16 protein-coding genes are annotated in these 19,762 nt (G+C 44.4%); 4 read left to right on the top strand and 12 right to left on the bottom strand.

Annotated features, from left to right (window positions below; all coding sequences use genetic code 11):
* Nucleotides 1-114 precede the first annotated feature (114 nt).
* The 5 genes from GON05_RS36650 to GON05_RS36670 form a co-directional block, all read right to left on the bottom strand.
* Complete coding sequence (locus GON05_RS36650; RefSeq protein WP_157326407.1) at nt 115-3,156, bottom strand: family 43 glycosylhydrolase; 3,042 nt, start codon at nt 3,154-3,156, stop codon at nt 115-117.
* 305 nt (nt 3,157-3,461) lie between these two features.
* Nucleotides 3,462-4,115, bottom strand: a complete 654-nt coding sequence (locus GON05_RS36655) for a M48 family metallopeptidase (protein WP_157326408.1) — start codon at nt 4,113-4,115, stop codon at nt 3,462-3,464.
* Between the two features lie 98 nt (nt 4,116-4,213).
* Nucleotides 4,214-4,393, bottom strand: a complete 180-nt coding sequence (locus GON05_RS36660) for a twin-arginine translocase TatA/TatE family subunit (protein ID WP_157326409.1) — start codon at nt 4,391-4,393, stop codon at nt 4,214-4,216.
* Between the two features lie 30 nt (nt 4,394-4,423).
* The gene (locus GON05_RS36665; protein ID WP_157326410.1) at nt 4,424-5,632 is read right to left on the bottom strand and encodes a ZIP family metal transporter; all 1,209 of its coding nucleotides are present in this window, start codon (nt 5,630-5,632) and stop codon (nt 4,424-4,426) included.
* Between the two features lie 19 nt (nt 5,633-5,651).
* Nucleotides 5,652-6,695: a multicopper oxidase domain-containing protein gene (locus GON05_RS36670; protein ID WP_157326411.1), complete on the bottom strand. Its 1,044-nt coding sequence runs from the start codon at nt 6,693-6,695 to the stop codon at nt 5,652-5,654.
* 289 nt (nt 6,696-6,984) lie between these two features.
* On the opposite strand from GON05_RS36670, the gene GON05_RS36675 reads away from it, so the two are divergent.
* Nucleotides 6,985-7,638 carry a DUF1796 family putative cysteine peptidase gene (locus GON05_RS36675; protein ID WP_157326412.1) on the top strand — a complete coding sequence of 218 codons (654 nt, stop codon included), beginning with the start codon at nt 6,985-6,987 and terminating at the stop codon, nt 7,636-7,638.
* A gap of 57 nt (nt 7,639-7,695) precedes the next feature.
* On the opposite strand, the gene GON05_RS36680 is transcribed toward GON05_RS36675, so the two are convergent.
* The 3 genes from GON05_RS36680 to GON05_RS36690 form a co-directional block, all read right to left on the bottom strand.
* Entirely contained in the window at nt 7,696-9,399 is a 1,704-nt protein-coding gene (locus GON05_RS36680) for an ABC transporter substrate-binding protein (RefSeq protein ID WP_157326413.1), read from the bottom strand.
* Nucleotides 9,400-9,498: 99 nt separating this feature from the next.
* The gene (locus tag GON05_RS36685) at nt 9,499-10,434 is read right to left on the bottom strand and encodes a carbohydrate ABC transporter permease (protein ID WP_157326414.1); all 936 of its coding nucleotides are present in this window, start codon (nt 10,432-10,434) and stop codon (nt 9,499-9,501) included.
* Nucleotides 10,435-10,446: 12 nt separating this feature from the next.
* The gene (locus tag GON05_RS36690) at nt 10,447-11,352 is read right to left on the bottom strand and encodes an ABC transporter permease (RefSeq protein ID WP_157326415.1); all 906 of its coding nucleotides are present in this window, start codon (nt 11,350-11,352) and stop codon (nt 10,447-10,449) included.
* A gap of 168 nt (nt 11,353-11,520) precedes the next feature.
* Between GON05_RS36690 and GON05_RS36695 the strand changes: the two genes are divergently transcribed.
* Both GON05_RS36695 and GON05_RS36700 read left to right on the top strand, forming a co-directional pair.
* Entirely contained in the window at nt 11,521-13,266 is a 1,746-nt protein-coding gene (locus GON05_RS36695) for a sensor histidine kinase (protein WP_157326416.1), read from the top strand.
* Entirely contained in the window at nt 13,263-14,705 is a 1,443-nt protein-coding gene (locus GON05_RS36700; RefSeq protein ID WP_157326417.1) for a response regulator, read from the top strand. Before GON05_RS36695 ends, GON05_RS36700 begins: the two co-directional genes overlap by 4 nt.
* A gap of 48 nt (nt 14,706-14,753) precedes the next feature.
* Here GON05_RS36700 and GON05_RS36705 read toward each other — a convergent pair whose 3' ends face one another.
* From GON05_RS36705 to GON05_RS36715, 3 genes are all read right to left on the bottom strand, one after another.
* Nucleotides 14,754-15,830, bottom strand: a complete 1,077-nt coding sequence (locus tag GON05_RS36705) for an NAD(P)H-dependent flavin oxidoreductase (protein WP_157326418.1) — start codon at nt 15,828-15,830, stop codon at nt 14,754-14,756.
* Nucleotides 15,831-15,855: 25 nt separating this feature from the next.
* The gene (locus GON05_RS36710; protein ID WP_157326419.1) at nt 15,856-16,773 is read right to left on the bottom strand and encodes a phosphotransferase; all 918 of its coding nucleotides are present in this window, start codon (nt 16,771-16,773) and stop codon (nt 15,856-15,858) included.
* Nucleotides 16,774-16,882: 109 nt separating this feature from the next.
* Nucleotides 16,883-17,446 carry a TetR/AcrR family transcriptional regulator gene (locus GON05_RS36715; RefSeq protein ID WP_127454207.1) on the bottom strand — a complete coding sequence of 188 codons (564 nt, stop codon included), beginning with the start codon at nt 17,444-17,446 and terminating at the stop codon, nt 16,883-16,885.
* Nucleotides 17,447-17,682: 236 nt separating this feature from the next.
* On the opposite strand from GON05_RS36715, the gene GON05_RS36720 reads away from it, so the two are divergent.
* Nucleotides 17,683-19,170, top strand: a complete 1,488-nt coding sequence (locus tag GON05_RS36720) for an MFS transporter (RefSeq protein WP_157326420.1) — start codon at nt 17,683-17,685, stop codon at nt 19,168-19,170.
* Nucleotides 19,171-19,242: 72 nt separating this feature from the next.
* On the opposite strand, the gene GON05_RS36725 is transcribed toward GON05_RS36720, so the two are convergent.
* Nucleotides 19,243-19,752, bottom strand: coding sequence for a DUF402 domain-containing protein (locus tag GON05_RS36725; protein WP_157326421.1), 510 nt, complete (start codon nt 19,750-19,752; stop codon nt 19,243-19,245).
* Nucleotides 19,753-19,762 lie beyond the last annotated feature (10 nt).

A 19,762-nucleotide genomic window follows, 5' to 3' on the forward strand; every position in this document is an offset into this window, starting at 1 on the left:
TCTCTTTTTGACTTGTTTCCTTATTTTAACATAGGATCAACACTTGAATCGATATAAAAAAGTTCGTCAAACCAAAAAAAGACCGTCAGGCTCCCCTGACGGTCTTGCTCCACCTTATTCAAACATAGCCCTCGCGATTACCGCAAGATCGTTAATATCAATAATACCGTCTTTGACTAGATCAAATTTCTTGACCAAGTTCCAATCTGGGCTTGCATCCGTTTTGCCATAGTTCGCAGCGGCAATTGCGATATCACCGACCGTTACTTTGCCATCTCCATTGACGTCTCCTGAAGGGCTGGTATTTACGGAGCTCGTAAATGCTTGCAAAGCTTGATTCAAGCTGCTTGTTGCTTGATCGATTTCCGCCTGCGTAACCGCGTTCGCGACCACCGCAATGGCTGCATTGATCGCTGCTTGCAGGGTAGCTTTGGAACCAGTTGGGTATTGACCTGGTGCACTACCTTCAACAGCCGCTTGTAGAGTTGTTTGCGCTTGAGCAATTAATGTATTCAACGCTTCTTTGTTCAGATCATCCGTGCCAGTGACCTTTACGTTATACGTAACAGCGTTAAGTGTACTCTCAACACCCGCTGAGTTAGCAATTTGCACGGAAGAAAGTCGAATACTTGCATTAGCCGACTGTTTAAGAGCTTTCCATGTTAATTTAAGCAGTCCTCCATCCGTGGAAACGGCATGATCAGTGCCTAGGCTTGCCAGCAAAATACGTACTTTGCCAGGCACATCCTTATTCACTGAAACGACTTCAAGACCTGTTTTCAGTGATAGTGCTGAATCAAAAAGGAAGGTATCCGCATCATAGCTGATCGTTAAATCCTGTGCGAAGATGGCATCCGACGCATTCGTCGAAACATGCGCCAATCCATAGTTCACATCAAGGTTATGGCCGACTGCAACTTGAGACACACCTGTCAGCGTTCCTGATAATTCAGTCGGTTCAGTTGGCACGGTCACATTAGGCACATCAGCCTTATACATCGTTAAATAATCCAAATTGACATTCCCGATACTGCTTTCATCAATTCGGTAACTAATGACATTTTTACCCGCTTGTAAGGCCAAACGCTCAGAACCTGTAAACCATTCATCCCAGCTTATCGCTGTTTTGTCCGGAGCAATCGTCTTCACATGATCTCCGTTGACATAGACATTGATTTTCGCTCTTGAAGGCAATTGAACGGTAGGATTTGAAGTCGATTCGCCGTTTACTTGTTCCCCATAGGCGTATCTTAAACCAACGATATAATCCCCGGCTTCTGCTGCATTCACAACAAAGTTCACTTCAGCGCCCGATTTCTTCGGTAAATGAATGTAACCTGTTCCTTGGAAGTTCAAATGGCTGTTTTCTTTCGTAATATCCCCTAATAGTACAGCATCTTCGGCTTGATACATATCTCCTTGTCCCAGATCACCTGAAGGCAGGTCTTGCCACTCATTCGGAGCAACAGGCGTACCAAAGTTTGGCGTACCATCGGCATTCCAACCGAATTTTTTAATATTGACCTGACGCCACCAGTTACGCCCTGTATCTTGATACACCCGTGAATGATACATCATCCAATCTTCGGTACCATCTACGGATTTCACAAAACTTGCTCGAGCTGGTCCTGAAACATCGCTTGTCGATACGAAAACATCATTTTTACGCGTCCAAGAGCTCGGGTTTAAGAAGTTCCCATCCGTATTCATAAAATAAGATAATCGGTAACCGTCGGATTGATAGTCACCCTCGGACATCGTGATGAACACTTTGCCGTCACGCTGCAAGACACGAGGACCTTCCCCGCCTCCGCCAGGCAAGAATGACCGGTCAACGGTAATGGTATAAGGATTATCCATTGGAGCAATGGCCGGACCGATTGGTTCTCCAGAGCCCAAAGTGCCCCATACGGCGTACAGCTTCCCTTTATTTTCAAAAACGGTAAAATCGTTCGCTTGCTTATAGACACCATTTTCGCCCGCATATAGAGCACCTTTGTCTACATAAGCCCCTTGAGGATCATCCGTAACGGATTGCAGAACTGTCGCCATGTGCTTGTAATCATAGGCTTTCAAGTCGGCGCAGTAGTAGATATACCATTTGCCATCAAAGAAAAAGATTTCCGGAGCAAAAATCCGCGTTTGTGTGCCTTGTGAATCAAAAACCAGCTTCTTTTCCCCTTGGTCTGTCAGGGTACGGGATTTGGATACATACACTTTATTCTCAGAGTCCAGGTTGCTGGAAGAAACGAAGTAATAATAGCCGTCTTTGTAAGTTACAAATGGGTCCTGCCCTTGATAGAGCGGATTGCTAAATTTGTTATGTATAGAAGAACTTGTGACACCCATCTCTTTCATAAAGGCAGAACGAGCGATGGATACGTTTTCAATACCTTGAATTAGCGCTTCAACCTTATCTCGGTCATTCATTTGTGCAGCATCAATCGTATTCAGCAGCTCTTCAGCCGTTTGCTTAGCTGTTTGGAGATTGGTTCGATCACTTGCTGTTACTTTATCTCCAAAATTGTCGGCTAAATAATCCAGCTTTTGAATTTCTGCGGTCAACTCGCTTTTTTTCGTTACCAATGTACGATCTGCCGGCAAGTAAAGGGCTGATTCAGGAACGATTTGTCGCTGCTGACTTGCACTTTCCCATTCCATCTTGAGCCAAGTACCGCCCCAACCTTGTAAATATTCCACTTTGATGTCATAGTGTTTGCCAGCCTCCAAAGAGATAGGAACACTATCTTGCGGTTTTTCCCAAGTTTGCTGCCAGAAGTCAATGATCAGCTGCCCATTAACCCATAGGCGAAACCCATCGTCACCAACCATATGGAAGGTATAATCTTCTGTGTAGGCAGGAACTATTGTACCTGTAAAACGTGCCGTATTATAATCAGGTGTTCCAGAAAATTGATTAAAAATACTGCTAAATGAATCCCCATTCAGATTGCCAATAGCACGTGATCCACGCAGATCATCGAATTTGAATACGGTGATATCTGTTCGATTATCAGGATTGGGCACACATTTAAAGAAATCCCCCATTAATCCATGTCCATCCGAAATTGGATCTGCCGCACGAGCATTCATAGGCATATTGATCGTACATGCAAATAAGATAAAAGCCATAAGTATCCCAATTACTTTTTTCATCGGTAATCTCCTATTCTCATATTCGTTTCTACTCCGTGGATATTCTGCTAACGTTCCGAGTTCATGCAAGAAACAAAGCCAGCAGCCTCGTCGCCTAGTGACACACCGCGTAACCTCCTTCCCCTATCTTGCTGCGTGTTTTTAACTTAACATATTTTCAAAAATATAGATTTGTAATATCCCGCGCTTTTTTACAATTATCTTCCCTTTTTATGTAAGTAGATGATACGGAGCTAAAATCGTGCACAAAACAAAAAAACTGACGCCGATTTTGTCCGGACGACAGTTCATTTCTGTTAAACTTTTTAAAGGGTCATAGCTAGTCCATACCTGGCCAGGAACTCTTCCTTCTCTTTGTAATCGGGCATTATGCTTCCTACGCGTCTCCAGAAGGAGCGATCATGATTCATATGGGTGAGGTGACATAACTCATGGATGATGACATAATCAATCACGTCGATTGGCGCCATGGCTAAACGATAATTGAAGGTTAATTTTTTAGACGAGCTGCAGCTTCCCCATTTGGTTATAGACTCTTCGATTTCAATCTCCTTTGGTTTAACCTTTAATTGTGCCTGATAGATCTTGATGCGCTCGGCAATGATTTTCTTGCAGCTTGAGAAGTAGAACTTTTTAAGATTTATTTTCAACTCTTCCTCAGTAAGCCCGGTGGTCTCAATCAATTCATGGAGAAAATAATATTTTCCAAGATGAAGGAACTTTCCTTCCTCTTGATACTCTTTTATTCCAACAGTTTCTTTCGATTTCTCTATAAGCTGTAATTTCTCTACGATTTGCTTTCCATGCTGTTTTACAAGGCTTATTATAGTCTCCTGGCTTGTATCGTTAGGAGCTTTAACGGTCATGTACCCTGTGTTATCGATTTGAATGGATATTTTCTTTCTAACGCCATATGAAACATGAAATTCAATCGTCCTATTTTCTAACTCCATTTTCATCCTAGTCATCGTTCCTTTACTTTCACTGCGATACCTCCTCATTTTACCTTTCTCATGAAAAAAAGACCAATCCCACTTTTAGGGACTGGCCTTCCTGTTCACTCGCTTTTTTGTTTTTCAACGGTGTCTTCTTCCAATAATCCCTTCGTTCCTTGTCTAAACTCCTTGATTGTCGTACCAAACGCACGACCCAATTGAGGCAGCTTCGTAGGTCCGAATAACAATAACGCCACTACTGCAATGATGATAACACCTGAAACACCAATACCTGAAAGCATGAAAAGCACCTACCTTCTGACCTGCATTTATTAAAATTTCACCATAAGCGCTGTGATGTACATAATGAGAATCCCTGCTGATAACCCGCCAAAATTCAACCAGGAAACGGGAGATAAACTGCGCTTTTCGGATTCTTTGAGGATCATTTTGGAAATGACATAAATGACTTGAAGAATAGCGCCAGCGCCGATTCCGAAGAATAAAGCCGCCAAAGTATCGTTGAAAATGAATCCACCGGCCCAAGTTCCAATGATGGCTGGCCCCCCTGCGATTAAAGCTAATGTAACAAAAGTTTTCCAGCTAGGACGCTCTTTGAGCAATGGAGCAGCGATCCCAACGCCTTCTGTAATATTATGCAGGGTAAAACCAATGATCAAGAAAGTTCCCAGCGCTGCCTCTCCGACAGCAAATGCGGATCCAATGGCAAGGCCTTCACCAAAATTATGCAAACCGATGCCTGTAGCGATTTTCCGGGACACTCTGCTTCCCTCAAGCGTTCTGCTGCTTAATTTGCGGTCATTCGACTGATCGACAGCGATCAAGAATAAACAGCTTAGAAGTGCGCCAAACCACACTAAGCCAGTTCCCTGGAATACACCAGGAGCTTCAGCCGCCATTTCAAACCCTTCTTCGAACGTATCAATGACAAGAAAAAATAAGAGTCCGATCGTCAAGGAAAGAATCACATGCATGCCTTTCACTGAAAACCGGCGTAAAAAGGGATACCATAACAGACCTAACCCCACAGGAATTACACCAACATAAAATCCAATTAACGCATATTGAGCAAAAAGCTTTCCTGTCGGAGTTGGCGTAGCTGCTGCTGCTGCAACCTCACCTGTGAAAATTAATCCATTCGACGTGATTAATTTGATTTCATGGGGGTCCCCTTGCACCCACGGGTAGGGAATATGGATCGTTCCTCTCTCGAACCGTTGCAAGGTGTCGCTCGGTGAAAACTCTGCGTTCCAGAACGCTCCGTCAACAACGACTTGAGCAATCGTTATTTCCTCAGGCCCGGAGTTCAGAACCTTCACTTGTATGCCATCATCATTCAGCGTGATTTTCTCAACGTTCACAACTTCAATAGGCGCAGCAGGCTCACTCTCTATACCGGTACCTACTTTGGCAATCGTACCGATGATTGCAATTAACAAAATGAGCGGGAGAATTCCCCATAAGATAGCTTTTAATGAAACAGATGACGTCTTGGTTTCTCTTTGATCTGCGTAACTCATTGAGCATTTACCTCCTTTCTTATTCAGCTATGAAGAAGCCCATCCAACCAAGCTCCGCAAATTCACTTTGATGGGCATGAAACATATATTTCCCGGCGGATGGAAACACGATTTCCAGAATACCGCGTTCCCCTTGGCATTGCATGATCGTATCCGTGAATTGAGGACGAGCCTCAGGGTCCGCGCCGGTTGCATAATAATTGAAAAAGTTCGCATGAAGGTGAAAAGAATTGATCAGATCGAATTCCGTCAAATTACTGAGATAAATGCGTACAAGTTCTCCAACCTTCACCTTAATCGGTTCTTGTTGATAGGCAAAAGCATACCCGTTTACTGTGTAAATTTCGTTTTCTCCATCAAGATCCAAGTCAAACCCGTTCATGACCATACTGAACTCTCGGGCTGCAGCTCTTGGTTTCTTGGGATCAATGATGAAATTCCCATATAGCCCTTTATGAATATGTCTGGCTAATGGAGCAACATGGCAATGATACACATGCATGCCGGCTGGTTTGGCTTCAAATTCATAAGTAAACGTATCTCCGGCATTGACAGCTTCCAACCCATCCATATTCGTCGGGTGCATCCCATGAAAGTGGATGGAATGCGGATGGCTCGTTGCATTGCCGAAGTGAATACGAAGCACATCACCTTCGGTGCAACGAATGGTAGGGCCAGGAATTGTGCCGTTAAAAGTCCATCCCGGGAACTTAATGCCCTTGGCAATCTGAACTTCATTCTCATAGGCGGTAATTTCATACTCACGCAATGTTCTTCCGTCCGGAAGTTTACTTACTTTGCCATAATCAAATGTTGTCAATGCCTTCTGTGCGGCTTTAAATCCATCGGTAGCGTCATTACTTGGCACATAGCCATGCTTCATGCCTTCATGCAGCTGCCCTTTCATCGCCTTATGAATGTCATGTTTATCCGCCACTAAGGTCGACTTTCCGAATAAAGTGGATGGATTTAATAAAGCAGCTCCAATAACGGCAAAAGCCCCGGCACCTCCCATCTTCAAAAGTTTACGCCTTGAGATCTTATCATTCGAATCACGCAGCATCGTTGAACCCTCCCCCATTAATATTGCTTGTTTACAATTATTTTGCATTAAGGAAACATTTTGCGTAAAAATTTTGTTTCCATTGGGACAAAAAGTTTGCCCAAGGAAACACTTTGACTTAAATATATGCGTTAACCTGGTTTTTGTAAACCATTTTTTTGTTAAGAATACAATATATTTATCATGCTGCTGCCATTCGTATGCCTCTACCTTGCCCTATCTACTAAGATGTCCAATCAAAGTTTAATCTTTGATCATCTAGTATAGAAGGAGCACTCCAGAGGAGGGATTGGCATTAAAATTGGTTGAAATTAAAGGTTCCTATGACGCAATCGTTAGTTTAGGCAGTGCTTGCAATCCTTCGCTTCAATTAAAACGCCACCAGTTGAGAACGTTTTCAGGTCCGCTGGATTGGCATGTATCCCTTTCACTTTCTGATGTAAACCGCTTGTTGAAAAATAAATTCCATAACTTCATGGATTTGAGCCATATGAGATTAATAGACGGGGTTGCTCATTTATTAGATGACGGAGTCCCCATTCAATCTGTAAAGTCGCATTTTGTAAAAGACACTTATTACAATATTCTTTCCGTTCATGATTTTCCGATAGACCCAAACCAACACTGGACGATGACATACCCTTCCTATCGGGAGAAAATGAGTCGTCGAATAGACAGATTGATGGATAAGATGCAAACTAGCCGAAGCATGTTATTTGTGAGATGGGCCGCAAATTATGACCAGGCCGTTGAGTTACAATCGGTTTTATCCGAATTGGTAGATGGTCAATTTAGTGTCCTGATCCTCTGTCCTGCTGAGAGCACCAATGCGGTGACATTATTGGATTGGGGCATTGAAAGGGTATGTGCTGTGGAGGTTCCTTCTGACCCTAATCGGAATGCAACATGGGATTATGTCTTCCAAGGGGTAAGGATCAACTAGAAAAAGAGAAAGCAGGAGTGATCGGCGTTATTCAGCCATTCCTCCTGCTATTCGGCGTTATTTTTTATACACCTTATTGTACGCGTCTTGATAAATGGAGATGAATTGATCCATACCGGAATCTTTAAGACCTTTCAAGTAGGCGTCCCAATCCTTATCGATGCTTTTGGCGCCCATAATGAACTGCAGCATGGATTGCTTCACATAATCCGTAATAATAGGCTTTAATTGCTTAACTTGATTTGCTTGTTCATTCGTCAAGAAAATATCCGTCGGGAACTCTTCCTTCGGCTGATGCCCTTCATACAATTCCTTCGTTGCCTTGTACAAACGTGTTTCCAATCCATCCATCGTATAGATGTCCTGGCTCGCGGCATAGGATGTTTCACGATATTCAGCTGAACGAAGGTTCGGCCCCATTTGGTTCCAGTGGTCGTTCTGTACCTGGCCAACGCCGTATGATGTTTCTTTCACCTTGAACTTAGCGGCAGTTCCACGCGTGTTTTTATCATTCGCATCCGCTTTCACCCAGTTGCGATTTTCCTCTCCGAAGTTGGACAATGTCGTGCCTTCATCCGAATAGAGATAATCCGCCAAACGAATGGCTGCTTCCGGATTTTTGTTTTTGTTCGTTATGGCAAATACGGAATTCCCAATCCCGATATAGTGCGCAGTGAAGGAGGCTCCATCCGGCCCCGTTAGCGGAGCAATCGGATCATAGTCCTTGTGGCGAGTCGCCGCTGGCGATGCATCGGTAAATTCACCGAACCAACCTGCTGGAATTGCGCCTGCAATGGCCGTGTCAGGGCTATTCCCTTTTTGTGAAAGCGCATCTGATTTTTGCGTAAAAGCTTCCTTATCGATCAAGCCTTCCGAATACAGTTTATTCAAATACTGCAATCCTTTTTTGAAGCCTGGTTGGTCAACAGATGTTCCCAGCTTGCCACCGTTTAACACGAAATAGTTATTGTCGGCATTAAAATAAACGAACGCGTTCATGACGAAGGTTTCAATATCCGTATGCCAGCCCGTTGGCGAACCGGTGAACGCAATTTCATCGGCTTTGCCGTTGCCATTCGGATCTTTCTCCTTAAAAGCTTTCAACATGTTGTAGAAATCGTCCGTCGTCTTTGGCGCACTCAGACCCAGCTTCTGCAGCCATTTCGAGTTCACCCACATTTTGGCGGAGAATTGGCAGTGATAGCACTCATTAACCGAAGGAATCGCGTAAATATTGCCATCCGGCGCTGTAATTGCTTTTTCCAGATAAGAAATATCTTTAAATGCCTTTTTAATATTTGGCGCATATTGATCGATCAGCTTATTAAGCGGTAGCAAAACGCCTTGTTGACCGTATAACAACTGCTCTTCTTTCGTGAGGTCCCCCGACATGAAAATATCAGGATAGTCACCACTTGCCAGCAGTAATTGCTTTTTCTCTTTCAAAGCCGCTGCTTCGCCAGGTACAAGCTGCCAGTTCAAATGAATATTCGTCTTATCTTCCAAATATTTGGTAAACCAGTTTGTATTCAAATCCGCAATATTCGCCGATTGCGGCGCAAAAGCACTCATGTTGATTTTGCTTTTGGCGATCGGAAAGCCCGTAACATTCACGTTGCTTCCTCCATCTGAACTTCCGACTCCATTCGGAGTAGCGCTGTTCGGCTCACCGCCTCCTGATGTGCAGCCGACCACAAACGTAGTAATGAATACGATTAGGGCTATCGATTTCCATGTTCTATTGGTTTTTTTCATCCCCATACTCAAACCCTCCTTGTTTGTCTTCGCCAATCCATCTTCGTGGGGGCAAACCGGAGCTATCCGCTGCCTCGCATCCCGCCTTTCATCTTTCACCAGGAATCAGCCTTTTAAAGAACCAATCAGTAGACCCTTCACAAAATGCTTTTGCACAAATGGATAAAGAATAAGAACAGGTGCACTTGCTACGACAATGAGTGAATATTTAAGCAGCTCCTTCAAGCCCTGCCTCTCCGCTAGTTCCCTGACGTCTTTAATCATTGTAGGATCAATGGAGTTCAGGATTAGAATGTTACGTAAAATAAGCTGCAGCGGATATAAGTTAGCGGTTTTCAAGAAGATTAAGGCTTCAAAATAAGAATTCCAGTAACCAATTGCATACATGAGCACTAGAACGGCAATGATCGGTTTAGATAATGGGATGACGATTCGCGTTAAAAATTTGAAGTCGCTGCATCCGTCCAAATGTGCGGCCTCCGTTAGCTCGGATGGAATCGATGTCTGGAAAAACGTCCTCGCTAGAATAACCTGCCAGACGGATATCGCACCTGGGATAATCATGGCCCATCTCGTATCGAGCATCCCCAGTCCTTTTACCGTCAAATAATAGGGAATTAAACCTCCGCTGAAAAGCATCGTGAAAACAAACAAAGCCGTGATCACATTGCGTCCATAAAAGTTTTTACGAGAAAGCGGATAAGCAGCCGTAATTGTCAACGATACACTAATTAGGGTCCCTACGACCAGATAGAACAAAGAGTTGCCGTACCCTTTCAAAATTTGCGGGTTCTGAAAGACGGCTTGATAACCTCGCAGTGTCGGCTCAACAGGGAGAAGCCACACTTTGCCCGAAATAACAGCGGATGATGAACTGAATGAGGAGCTGACGATATAAATTAAGGGATACGCTACGATGACTAAGCAAATGATCAAAAATAGATAGACAAAGAACAGATAAACACGATCTATACTGCTTTCAACGATGCGGGTCGTTGATTTTCGTGATTTTAACGCTAAGGCTTGTTCGGAATTTATCATCTACCCTGCCTCCTACCACAGACTCGTCTCGGAATTTTTCCGTGCTACATAATTTACAACGATGAGCAGCAGCAAGTTCACGACGGCATTAAATAGTCCGACCGCTGCGGAGAAACTAAAGTTCGCTCCGACTAATCCCATTTTGTATACATAGGTCGAAATGACTTCGGAAGCCCCAACGTTGATGGCATTTTGCATCAGATACACTTTCTCAAACCCTACGTTCATGATTTGCCCTGCATTCAAAATAAGCAAGATCACAGCCGTCGGCATAAGACTCGGCAAATCGATATGGATCATCCGTTGGAAGCGTGATGCGCCGTCCACTTTCGCAGCCTCATATAAGTGCGGATCTACCCCGGCCAAAGCCGCAATATAGATGACCGAAGCGTAGCCGGTAAACTGCCAGACGTCGGAGAGCACATAGACGGTTTTGAAATATTCAGGCTTTGACATAATATTTTCTGCTGGAAAACCGAATTTATCTGCCAGTAGATGGACAAATCCAAGTTGTGGAGAAAGGAATAGCATAATAATCGACACCATGATAACGGTTGAAATGAAATAAGGCGCGAAGGTGACTAGCTGTACGGCTCGCTTAAACACGCCATTTCTCAACTCGTTTAAAGCTAATGCAAGAATGATAGGCGCAGGAAAACCTACAATTAGCGAATATAGGCTTAGGAGAGCCGTATTTTTAATAATTCGCCAGAAAATCGGCAGCCTGAAAAATTCAATGAAATGTTTGAAGCCAATCCAATCGCTCCCCCAGATCCCTTTGGTTACGACATAATTCTTAAACGCAATTTGCACGCCAGCCATCGGTACATATTTAAAAATAAGCAAATATAGAAGTGACGGCAGGATAATCAGATAGAGCTGCCAGTTTTTCCTTACCATTCTCAATGCTATACTCATGGTAACTCTCCCTCCAAGATGCATTTAGTGACCTATTTGTTTAAGCGCTTACAAGGACTATCATAATGGACTGTCGAACAAATTTATAGGGATCATTTTTAAGATGAACTGTCCATTCATAAGGTGGTGTGCCTCATTCCAAAGAAGCTTGCTTTCAACTATCAGAACTTGTCTATTGTCAAAAAAATGGCGATAGGCTACATCGTGATCATCTTTATTCCGATCATCTCTTTCGGACTATTCCTTTATAATCAGAACTATAACAGCTTCCTGGAAGAATACGCACAAGGCAGACAAAAAATCGTGAATCAAGTGTTAAATAATATAAGCATCAGCACGGTACAGATCGAGTCCGCCTATCAGCTATTCCAAAATAATTCCAATACGATCGCTTATCTCAGCGGCAATTATCGGACGGATTTTGAACAAGTTTCCAACTTCTTGACCTATATTCGACCCTTATTTTCCTATATCCTGTCATCCAATCGAATGATTGATGGTATGACAATTTACATGGAACAGCAAAACGGAATGATTTTTCGACCGGAAATGGCCAGAATGGACGAGTTCAAGTTAGGAGAAGGCATCCAAAAGCTCCAGCTAGGTGTAGGGAAATGGGTAACGTCCAGCAATGGATCCGATCCAAACATCGACCTCCATTATGTTCACAAGATAGGGAATCGAAATTTTGAGCAGGACATTGGTCTACTCGATATTAAAGTAACCTCCAAGCTGATTAAGCCGCTGTTTGAATCGTTAAATTTGAATAGCAAAAGCAATCTGTATGTGCTTGATCAGGATCACCAAGTCATCTCGCGCATTGAGAAAATTCCACTGAATAAACTTTCAGAAAAGTCCCTATTGGATGATGCCTTCCAAACCAACATGAAGTACTTCTATCAAACTGTAGGCGGAGATAAAATGTTGATTGAATCCTTTTATGCTGACAGTTTGAAGCTGCATTTTGTTATGATGGAGCAAGTAGATGATGTCTTTAGCGGAATTAAGAAAAACAAATATGTACTAGTAATGATCGTAACGATCCTACTATTGACGCTATCCGGTATGTATTATCTGATCGCAAGTTCCATTACGAAACGGATTTTGAAACTTTCCAAGCATATGCGGAGGGTCGATGAAAACCACTTCCCCTTGTACGTAGGAGAAATTAATAAAGATGAAGTTGGGCATCTAACCTCCTCTTATAATGCCATGATCCGGCGAATGGACGAGCTGGTTAATACCGTGCACCGCTCTGAAATGCTGCGGAAAGAATCCGCTTATCAGATGATGCAAGCGCAGATCAAACCTCATTTCCTCTACAATACGCTTGAGTCTATACGCATGATCGCAGAAGCAAATGATGATTCGGAAGCGGCCGAAATGTCCTATACGTTAGGCAAGCTGTTCCGATACAGTTTATCGGGATCGAAAAGTGAAACAACCTTGAAAGAAGAAGTTGAAAATGTCAAAGATTATATCAAAATCCAGCAAATCAGGCTCAGTGACCGGCTGCAAGTAAGTTTCATGATTGACGCAGCGATCGATCATTTTATTTGTCCCCACTATATTTTGCAGCCAATTATTGAAAATAGTATCGTCCATGGGATTGCTACCGTTAGAAAACAAGTGACCCTCTCCATTCGGATTTGGGAAGATGCCACATTCATGTTCATTTCTGTTAGTGATACGGGAGCGGGTATTGCGGAGGATCAATTGGCACGGGTTCAAGGTGTTTTAAATGGTAAAATGGATGCTTCTCAATTACAGAGCGGCGGCGGCGGACTCGGCATCGTGAATGTCAGTGAACGCATCAAAATGTTTTTTGGCGAAGGTTCAGGTACCCAGATTACGAGTAAACTTAACGAGGGAACGACTTGTTTACTCAAATTAGGCAAGGGGGCAGCACAATGAAGCTTATGGTAGTCGATGACGAACCTATCATATTAAATGGCATTATTCGTATGATAGAGAAAGCGAACACTTCTTTTACCGAAATTGTCGGAGCAAGTGATGGTATTGACGCGCTGCACAAGCTGGCAACCTTTCAGCCCGATTTGATCCTAACGGATATTCATATGCCTGAAATGGACGGGCTTGCGCTAATTAAAGAAGTGCAAGCGCAGCATTATGGCAACCGCTTCGTAATTATTACCGGTTATGACGACTTTGCGTATGCTAGACAAGCACTGCGTTACCAAGTCGTTGACTATTTATTAAAACCAATTAATAAGATCGAACTGGTAGGCGTGCTTGAAAAAGTTGAGCAGACGATTCGGATTGAACAACGTCAAATAAGAGAACATGACCTGCTGATGCTGAAGGAGCATCTCCTTTATGATATGCCCTATGAGGACATGCCGCTCAAGCCGGAGCAGCTGCACACGCTTTTACCTGATCCGTTTATGACAATTCTCGTTTTTCAACCTAATGAAGATACGCCGATGATGACAACTGAACGCATGAAACAGCTGCGTAACGTGCTATCCGAGATGCAGTTTAAGGCTTACACTTTTCAATCCCGCTTTTTACGGCAAACTGTGCTGATCCTGAACGGTATGCATGTGCCATCAGATGCAGAGCTGCAGCTTGCTTGTGGTGATTTGGTAGAGAGCGAAAACACGCAAAACAACGGGCTTGCAATTGGCGGCAGCGGCAGACTCATGGATATAGATAGTTTGCGGGAGCTTTACATGGAAGCGGTGGCTGCCATGCTGTTTAACCGGCACTTCACAAACTGCAGCTTCAACGTGTATCGAAAAGATGCTGAACCTATCGGCCATGAATTAGCTCCAGTCCAAGCGAGTAATTACTTGATTGCTTTCGAGCAACTCGAAAAGGAGATGCATTCCCTGCACCTTCATTTCCCTGACTGTGATCACAAGATCAGACTTCGTGAGTTGCTTCTCAGTCTTGTTGGCGATCACAACCAAAAAGTTGGCACAATGCCTGATGTCGCTACTCATTCTAAAACCACAGGACAGCTTCTCCCCTTTGAGCGGCGTCCTGAGCACAGTCAGCCACACACGCAGGCTATCGATAAAATCGTTTCCTTTGTCGAACAAAACTATAAGTTGGATTTATCTCTCGATGTGGTTGCCGACCATGTGCAAATGCATCCGAATTACATCAGCATGCTGTTTCGCAAAGAGATGGACCTCACCTTCCTTCACTACTTACATACGTTTCGCCTCGCCAAAGCCAAGCAGTTTATGCAGGATCACCCGGACTGGCCGATCAATACCATTGCTGAACTCGTCGGCTATGAAAATCCGCGGCATTTTTTCAAAGTTTTTAAAAAATTTGAAAACACCACGCCCGGACAATACCGGCTCGGAAGTTCATCGATTTAAAGCAAAAAGAAGCATTCGGCAGCTTTCCAGCCAATTGCTTCTTTTATTTTACTTGAGAATCGCACTCGCCTGCTGCATGATCTCCACGATCAGTTCCCCGGCTTTCTCCCCGTCCGTCAGCATTCTGGTCCCTTGCCCGGCCCATAAAGACATATATTCCGCATTACGCTGCTCAGCCGAAGCATTTCGAATATCTCTTGTAATCGTATTCTGGGTAGGAAACGGCAGCGGTTCAACGCCTCGCTCGTCCCATTGCCGAATAAACGAGTTCACAATGCCTCTCGCCGCGCGCCCTGAGAATGCCTTCGTGATCACGGTGCTTTCCTCTGTGCTTTTCAAAAGCGCTTCCTTGTACGCCACATTCGCGCCTGATTCATAAGCGGTCAGAAACCTGGTTCCCATCTGTACGCCTTGAGCGCCAAGGGCAAGTGCAGCAACGAGACCACGTCCGTCCATGATCCCTCCAGCGGCAATAACAGGAATGCGAACTTGATCCACGATTTGCGGTACCAATGCCATGGTGCCAATATTGGCTCCCATCGGATGGCTCGAAATGTCAAAGGTTCCACGATGCCCTCCTGCTTCACTGCCTTGTGCCACAATCGCATCGCAACCGGCCTGTTCAGCGAAGATAGCTTCTTGCACAGTCGTGACCATCGTAACAATTCGTAAGCCAGCCGCTTTTGCCTTCTGCCTATAAGACTCCGAAAGAACACCGAATGCCGTGCTAATGACAGGCACCTTCTCTTCCAGCAAAACAGCGATTTGCTCATCCAAATAATCAGGGGTGCTGACGTTCTCCCCAGTGGCTTCCGCAATCCCAAGCTGGCCGCGCACCTTGTTAAGTTCCTGTTGCACGACTTGTGTTCTCGTGTTGTTGTCAGGCACCCGAATCGCAAACAGATTGACTCCGAAGGGGGCGTCTGTCAACTGTTTTAATTCCCGGATGGCCACTCGAATCGCGTCCGGTGTCATATAAGCGGCACCTATCGTGCCGAGACCACCGGCATTCGAAACGGCTGCCGCCAGATTCACAGTACCTGGAACCCCAGCCATTCCAGCCAAAAATAGGGGGTATTTGATTTTAAAAATACGGCAAATATCCGTTGTCAGTTGAAGGCTCATCTTCTTATGTCTCCTTTAAAACGTGCTAAGCATCAGCAAGCGCACGCGCAATAATTGTTTTTGCCTCTTCGGCAACTGCAGCCTCTTGGTCATCAATGGCCTGCATCCAGATCAACATAGGTATGTACACAGCGATTAAACGAGCTAAACGATTCGTCTCTTCATCCACTTCCCCATACTCGGCAAAAAAACTCGCACGAGCACCAGGAGGTAAAAAGCTATAAACAACATTCAAGTCACAGGCAGGGTGGCCGATATTCATATCCCCCCAGTCTATGATTCCGGAAATGACTCCTTGCTCGTCTACCAACATATTTTTAAAATGCAAATCACCATGCAAAAAGATATGTCTTGGTTCTACTGGATCTGTGTTTAGTTGATACAAATAATCGGCCATTGCCTGATAATCTTCATCGCTGATATGAGCTCTGAGATCAGCTAGGAAACCTAGCATTTTCTCTTTTCGTAATGCAATATCGGTTAGATTCCTATGGTCAAACTGGATTCCGCTCTCGACGGCTAGTTGAACGGGAAAAGTATGTAGCCTTTTTAAAAATTGGGCAAGAATAGGTGCTGATAAGGTTCGTTGTTCATCCGTCAATCCAATAGGGAAACTGCCTGTTAAATAAGCATATCCAAGAAAAGGTGCCGGATATTCATAATCGCCTTCGCCAAAATATAACGGTTTAGCATAGGGAATGGGTATGATCGCTTCTAGCATTGGCAAAATTTTGCCCTCCATTTGTAATGGAGCGACTGCCACTTTTCTTCTTGGAAAGCGGAAAACGAAATCATCACCAACGCGGTAAACGGTATTATCCCAGCCGTAACCAAGTTTTTGAATCGTTAAATGCGCAAGCTGAGGAAACTGGCTAGTGATTAATTTCTGAGCTAAATCCTCTGAAACCTCCCACTCTGCATCCCAAAGATTCGAACCTCCCAATTGCCTCCACCGCCTTTACGTCCAATTCATCTCAAAAAAAGAAAACCGCGCAATGCGCGGGTGATGAAAGATTTCTTTTTCCTTGCATTTTTGGAATATACGATCCAACTCAAACTAAAATAGCTTTCCAAGAAGCCTCTATCGTCTGTTGTATTTTGATATCCGTTAACTCAAATTTCTTCACATAGTAGCCTTTGACAATGGACGAAACAATCCCATAGGTGATGGAATTGCAAAAATTCACATCCAATTCCCGTATGACGCCATTTCTCTGCCCTTCTCTAATCAGAGCCAGGATCGCTTCGCGAGAAACGCTATCATCTTCCAATTTCCGTAGTTCAGGTTTGATGCAAGGCGAATACGAATACGCATCGATGAATCGGAAATGCTTGGGAAATTCCACCGCGAAACGAATCCTGTTCGTATGAAGGCATTTAAAGCGCTCATACAAGCTTAACTCCGCATCGTAGCCCATCATCAAGTGATCACCGAGAAGAATTCGACATTCCCGATACAGCTCATTGATGAGCTCTTCCTTATTGCTGAAATAGTTAAAAACAGTACCCGAGCCTACATTCGCTCTTTTCATAATTTTGGCGAAAGTAACGGCCTGCAGCCCTTCTTCATCTATTAAATCCAACGTAGCATTCAAGATATCTTCTCGTTTACTCATTATACACACCTCGTTAACCTCAACTTTAGTATGTACAACTGGGAACGTCAAGTATTCGGAATGTATATTCTGTAATTTCACGGTATTTTCAAGGAAAATACCGTGAAGTGACGCTATTTCTGCTGAACTCTTCATACAATTGGAATGTTCAATCCAAAAATATGTTGACTTCTTCTTTCTCAGGCTATATGATGTGTTGGAACAAACACTCCAAAGACGAAAGGGAGATCACACACATGTCTTCATCCGCTTCTGCTTTAAATGGACGATCAAGCACATCACCGATCGTTCTGGCCATTATACTTGCATGCCAACTTATGATTATTTTGGACGGCTCGATTGTTATTACTTCGCTGCCGGAGATCGGACGCAACTTGCACCTGTCTGCAACAGATTTATCCTGGGTGCAAAATGCTTACTCATTAACCTTCGGCGGACTTCTGCTGCTCGGAGCAAGAGCGGGCGATCTCTTAGGACGCAGACGCGTCTTCATGGCCGGCATCGCCGTATTCACACTGGCATCGTTAATCGCTGGCTTCGCCAATTCCGCTGAGAGCTTGCTAATCGCTCGATCGATTCAAGGCTTAGCCGCTGCTTTTGCCGCACCATCTACCCTTGCGCTGCTTATGGTTAGCTTTCCGGAAGGCAAAGAGCGGACTCGAGCAATCTCCCTCTATAGCGCCGTGTCCGGTGCAGGCGGGAGCGTCGGGCTTGTGCTCGGCGGCGTTCTAACAGATTTGATATCTTGGCGCTTAGGCATGTTCATCAATGTACCTATTGGTATCGCCCTTATTCTTTTAGCTCCACGTTATCTCAAAGAAACGCCGCGGTTAAACGGCCGCTTCGATTTCTCAGGGGCCGCCACTTCAACAGTTGGTATGACTTCCATTGTCTACGGCTTTGTCCGCGCAGCCTCTACTGGCTGGAGCAATGTTGGGACGATCGCATCCTTCCTAATTGGGATCGTACTGTTAGCCCTCTTTATCCGTATCGAAAAGAAAGCCGAACAGCCGATTACACCGCTCCGCTTGTTCGCAAGCCGTGAACGCACTGGCGCTTACTTAGCGCGACTTCTGTTTGTAGGCGGCATGTCTGCCATGTTCTTTTTTCTAACGCAATTCCTGCAAGGTGTAACGAACTTTAACGCGCTCGTTGCCGGTATTGCTTTTCTACCAATGACTGGTGTCATGTTTAGCATGGTCTATGCCGTTCCTCGTTTGCTATCACGCTTTGGAAGCACAAGATTGATGATCGGCGGCGTATTCCTTGCTCTTATCGGGATGTTTTGGTTAAGCCGGATCACCGTAGATACTTCCTATTTTCCAAATATCGCGATTCCATTAGTGATTTTGGGTGTTGGCGCTGGGGTCGTCTTTATTCCCCTTACATCATCTGGTATCGCCGGTGTTGAACGCAGCGACGCAGGTGCAGCTTCCGGTCTTGTGAATGTCGCTCATCAAACAGGCGCTTCCTTGGGGCTTGCGATCTTGATTACCGTGTTTGGTTCAGCGAGCCGCGAAGCCGTTACTCACCCGCTTGCAGAAGCAGCGCAACAAGACCAAGCTCGGTATGTGCTCGCTCACGCCTCTGCAGCTTCCATCACAGGATCTGTCGTCTTTATGGCGCTATCGCTTATAGCCATTATTGTGCTCATTCAGAAGAAACGTACGCCCAAAGAATTGCAATCTTCTCAAGTTGAAATTAGTGAAGTGAGCGTGCACTAAGCGAGTCATTCTTCATAAAAAGAGGCTCTCCCACGGTCATTACATGACCTTTGGGAAAGCCTCTTTTCTACTCTAGTCGATCGGAACACGTGCGATGTGTTTGGCTAGCGAGCCGTCAAAAGGAAACAGGTTATGACGAACCCGCTCCTTTAAACCCTCTAATTCCTGACGAGCTTGCTGAATCAAATCGGTGGGATAAGCAAACTTGATGGCATTGCTGGCAAATTCGTCTTCATCAACAACCATCCATTCGCCGCCTATCTGAATATAATCCAGATCTAAATCTACAAATGAAACGGTATCCCCGTCCAATTTGGCAGGTTGATTAATATTGCAATAATACTGGCGGACCGTGCCGCCAACGATGTCAGCACTTACCGTAAAACACGAATCAAATGAAAAAAATTCAATCGTCCATGTCTCCATCGTAAACACTTTTTGCTTCGTATAATGATGTAACTGTCTTCCCTTTTGGCCCAAGACAAAAATATGAGAATCCGTCTTTTCCAGTAACGTTGTGTTCCATTGGTAATGAGGAACATTTCCGTATTTCAAGGCTTGAATCGTTACTTGATTATCCATGCTGTTATCC

Source organism: Paenibacillus anseongensis (assembly GCF_009757995.1).
Lineage (GTDB): Bacteria > Bacillota > Bacilli > Paenibacillales > NBRC-103111 > Paenibacillus_E > Paenibacillus_E chondroitinus.

Bases quoted from the DNA above. Each gene is read 5' to 3' on its own strand.
- GON05_RS36650 (WP_157326407.1), bottom strand. From the start codon at position 3,156: ATGAAAAAAGTAATTGGGATACTTATGGCTTTTATCTTATTTGCATGT.
- GON05_RS36655 (WP_157326408.1), bottom strand. From the start codon at position 4,115: ATGAAAATGGAGTTAGAAAATAGGACGATTGAATTTCATGTTTCATAT.
- GON05_RS36660 (WP_157326409.1), bottom strand. From the start codon at position 4,393: ATGCTTTCAGGTATTGGTGTTTCAGGTGTTATCATCATTGCAGTAGTG.
- GON05_RS36665 (WP_157326410.1), bottom strand. From the start codon at position 5,632: ATGAGTTACGCAGATCAAAGAGAAACCAAGACGTCATCTGTTTCATTA.
- GON05_RS36670 (WP_157326411.1), bottom strand. From the start codon at position 6,695: ATGCTGCGTGATTCGAATGATAAGATCTCAAGGCGTAAACTTTTGAAG.
- GON05_RS36680 (WP_157326413.1), bottom strand. From the start codon at position 9,399: ATGGGGATGAAAAAAACCAATAGAACATGGAAATCGATAGCCCTAATC.
- GON05_RS36685 (WP_157326414.1), bottom strand. From the start codon at position 10,434: ATGATAAATTCCGAACAAGCCTTAGCGTTAAAATCACGAAAATCAACG.
- GON05_RS36690 (WP_157326415.1), bottom strand. From the start codon at position 11,352: ATGAGTATAGCATTGAGAATGGTAAGGAAAAACTGGCAGCTCTATCTG.
- GON05_RS36700 (WP_157326417.1), top strand. From the start codon at position 13,263: ATGAAGCTTATGGTAGTCGATGACGAACCTATCATATTAAATGGCATT.
- GON05_RS36705 (WP_157326418.1), bottom strand. From the start codon at position 15,830: ATGAGCCTTCAACTGACAACGGATATTTGCCGTATTTTTAAAATCAAA.
- GON05_RS36715 (WP_127454207.1), bottom strand. From the start codon at position 17,446: ATGAGTAAACGAGAAGATATCTTGAATGCTACGTTGGATTTAATAGAT.
- GON05_RS36720 (WP_157326420.1), top strand. From the start codon at position 17,683: ATGTCTTCATCCGCTTCTGCTTTAAATGGACGATCAAGCACATCACCG.
- GON05_RS36725 (WP_157326421.1), bottom strand. From the start codon at position 19,752: ATGGATAATCAAGTAACGATTCAAGCCTTGAAATACGGAAATGTTCCT.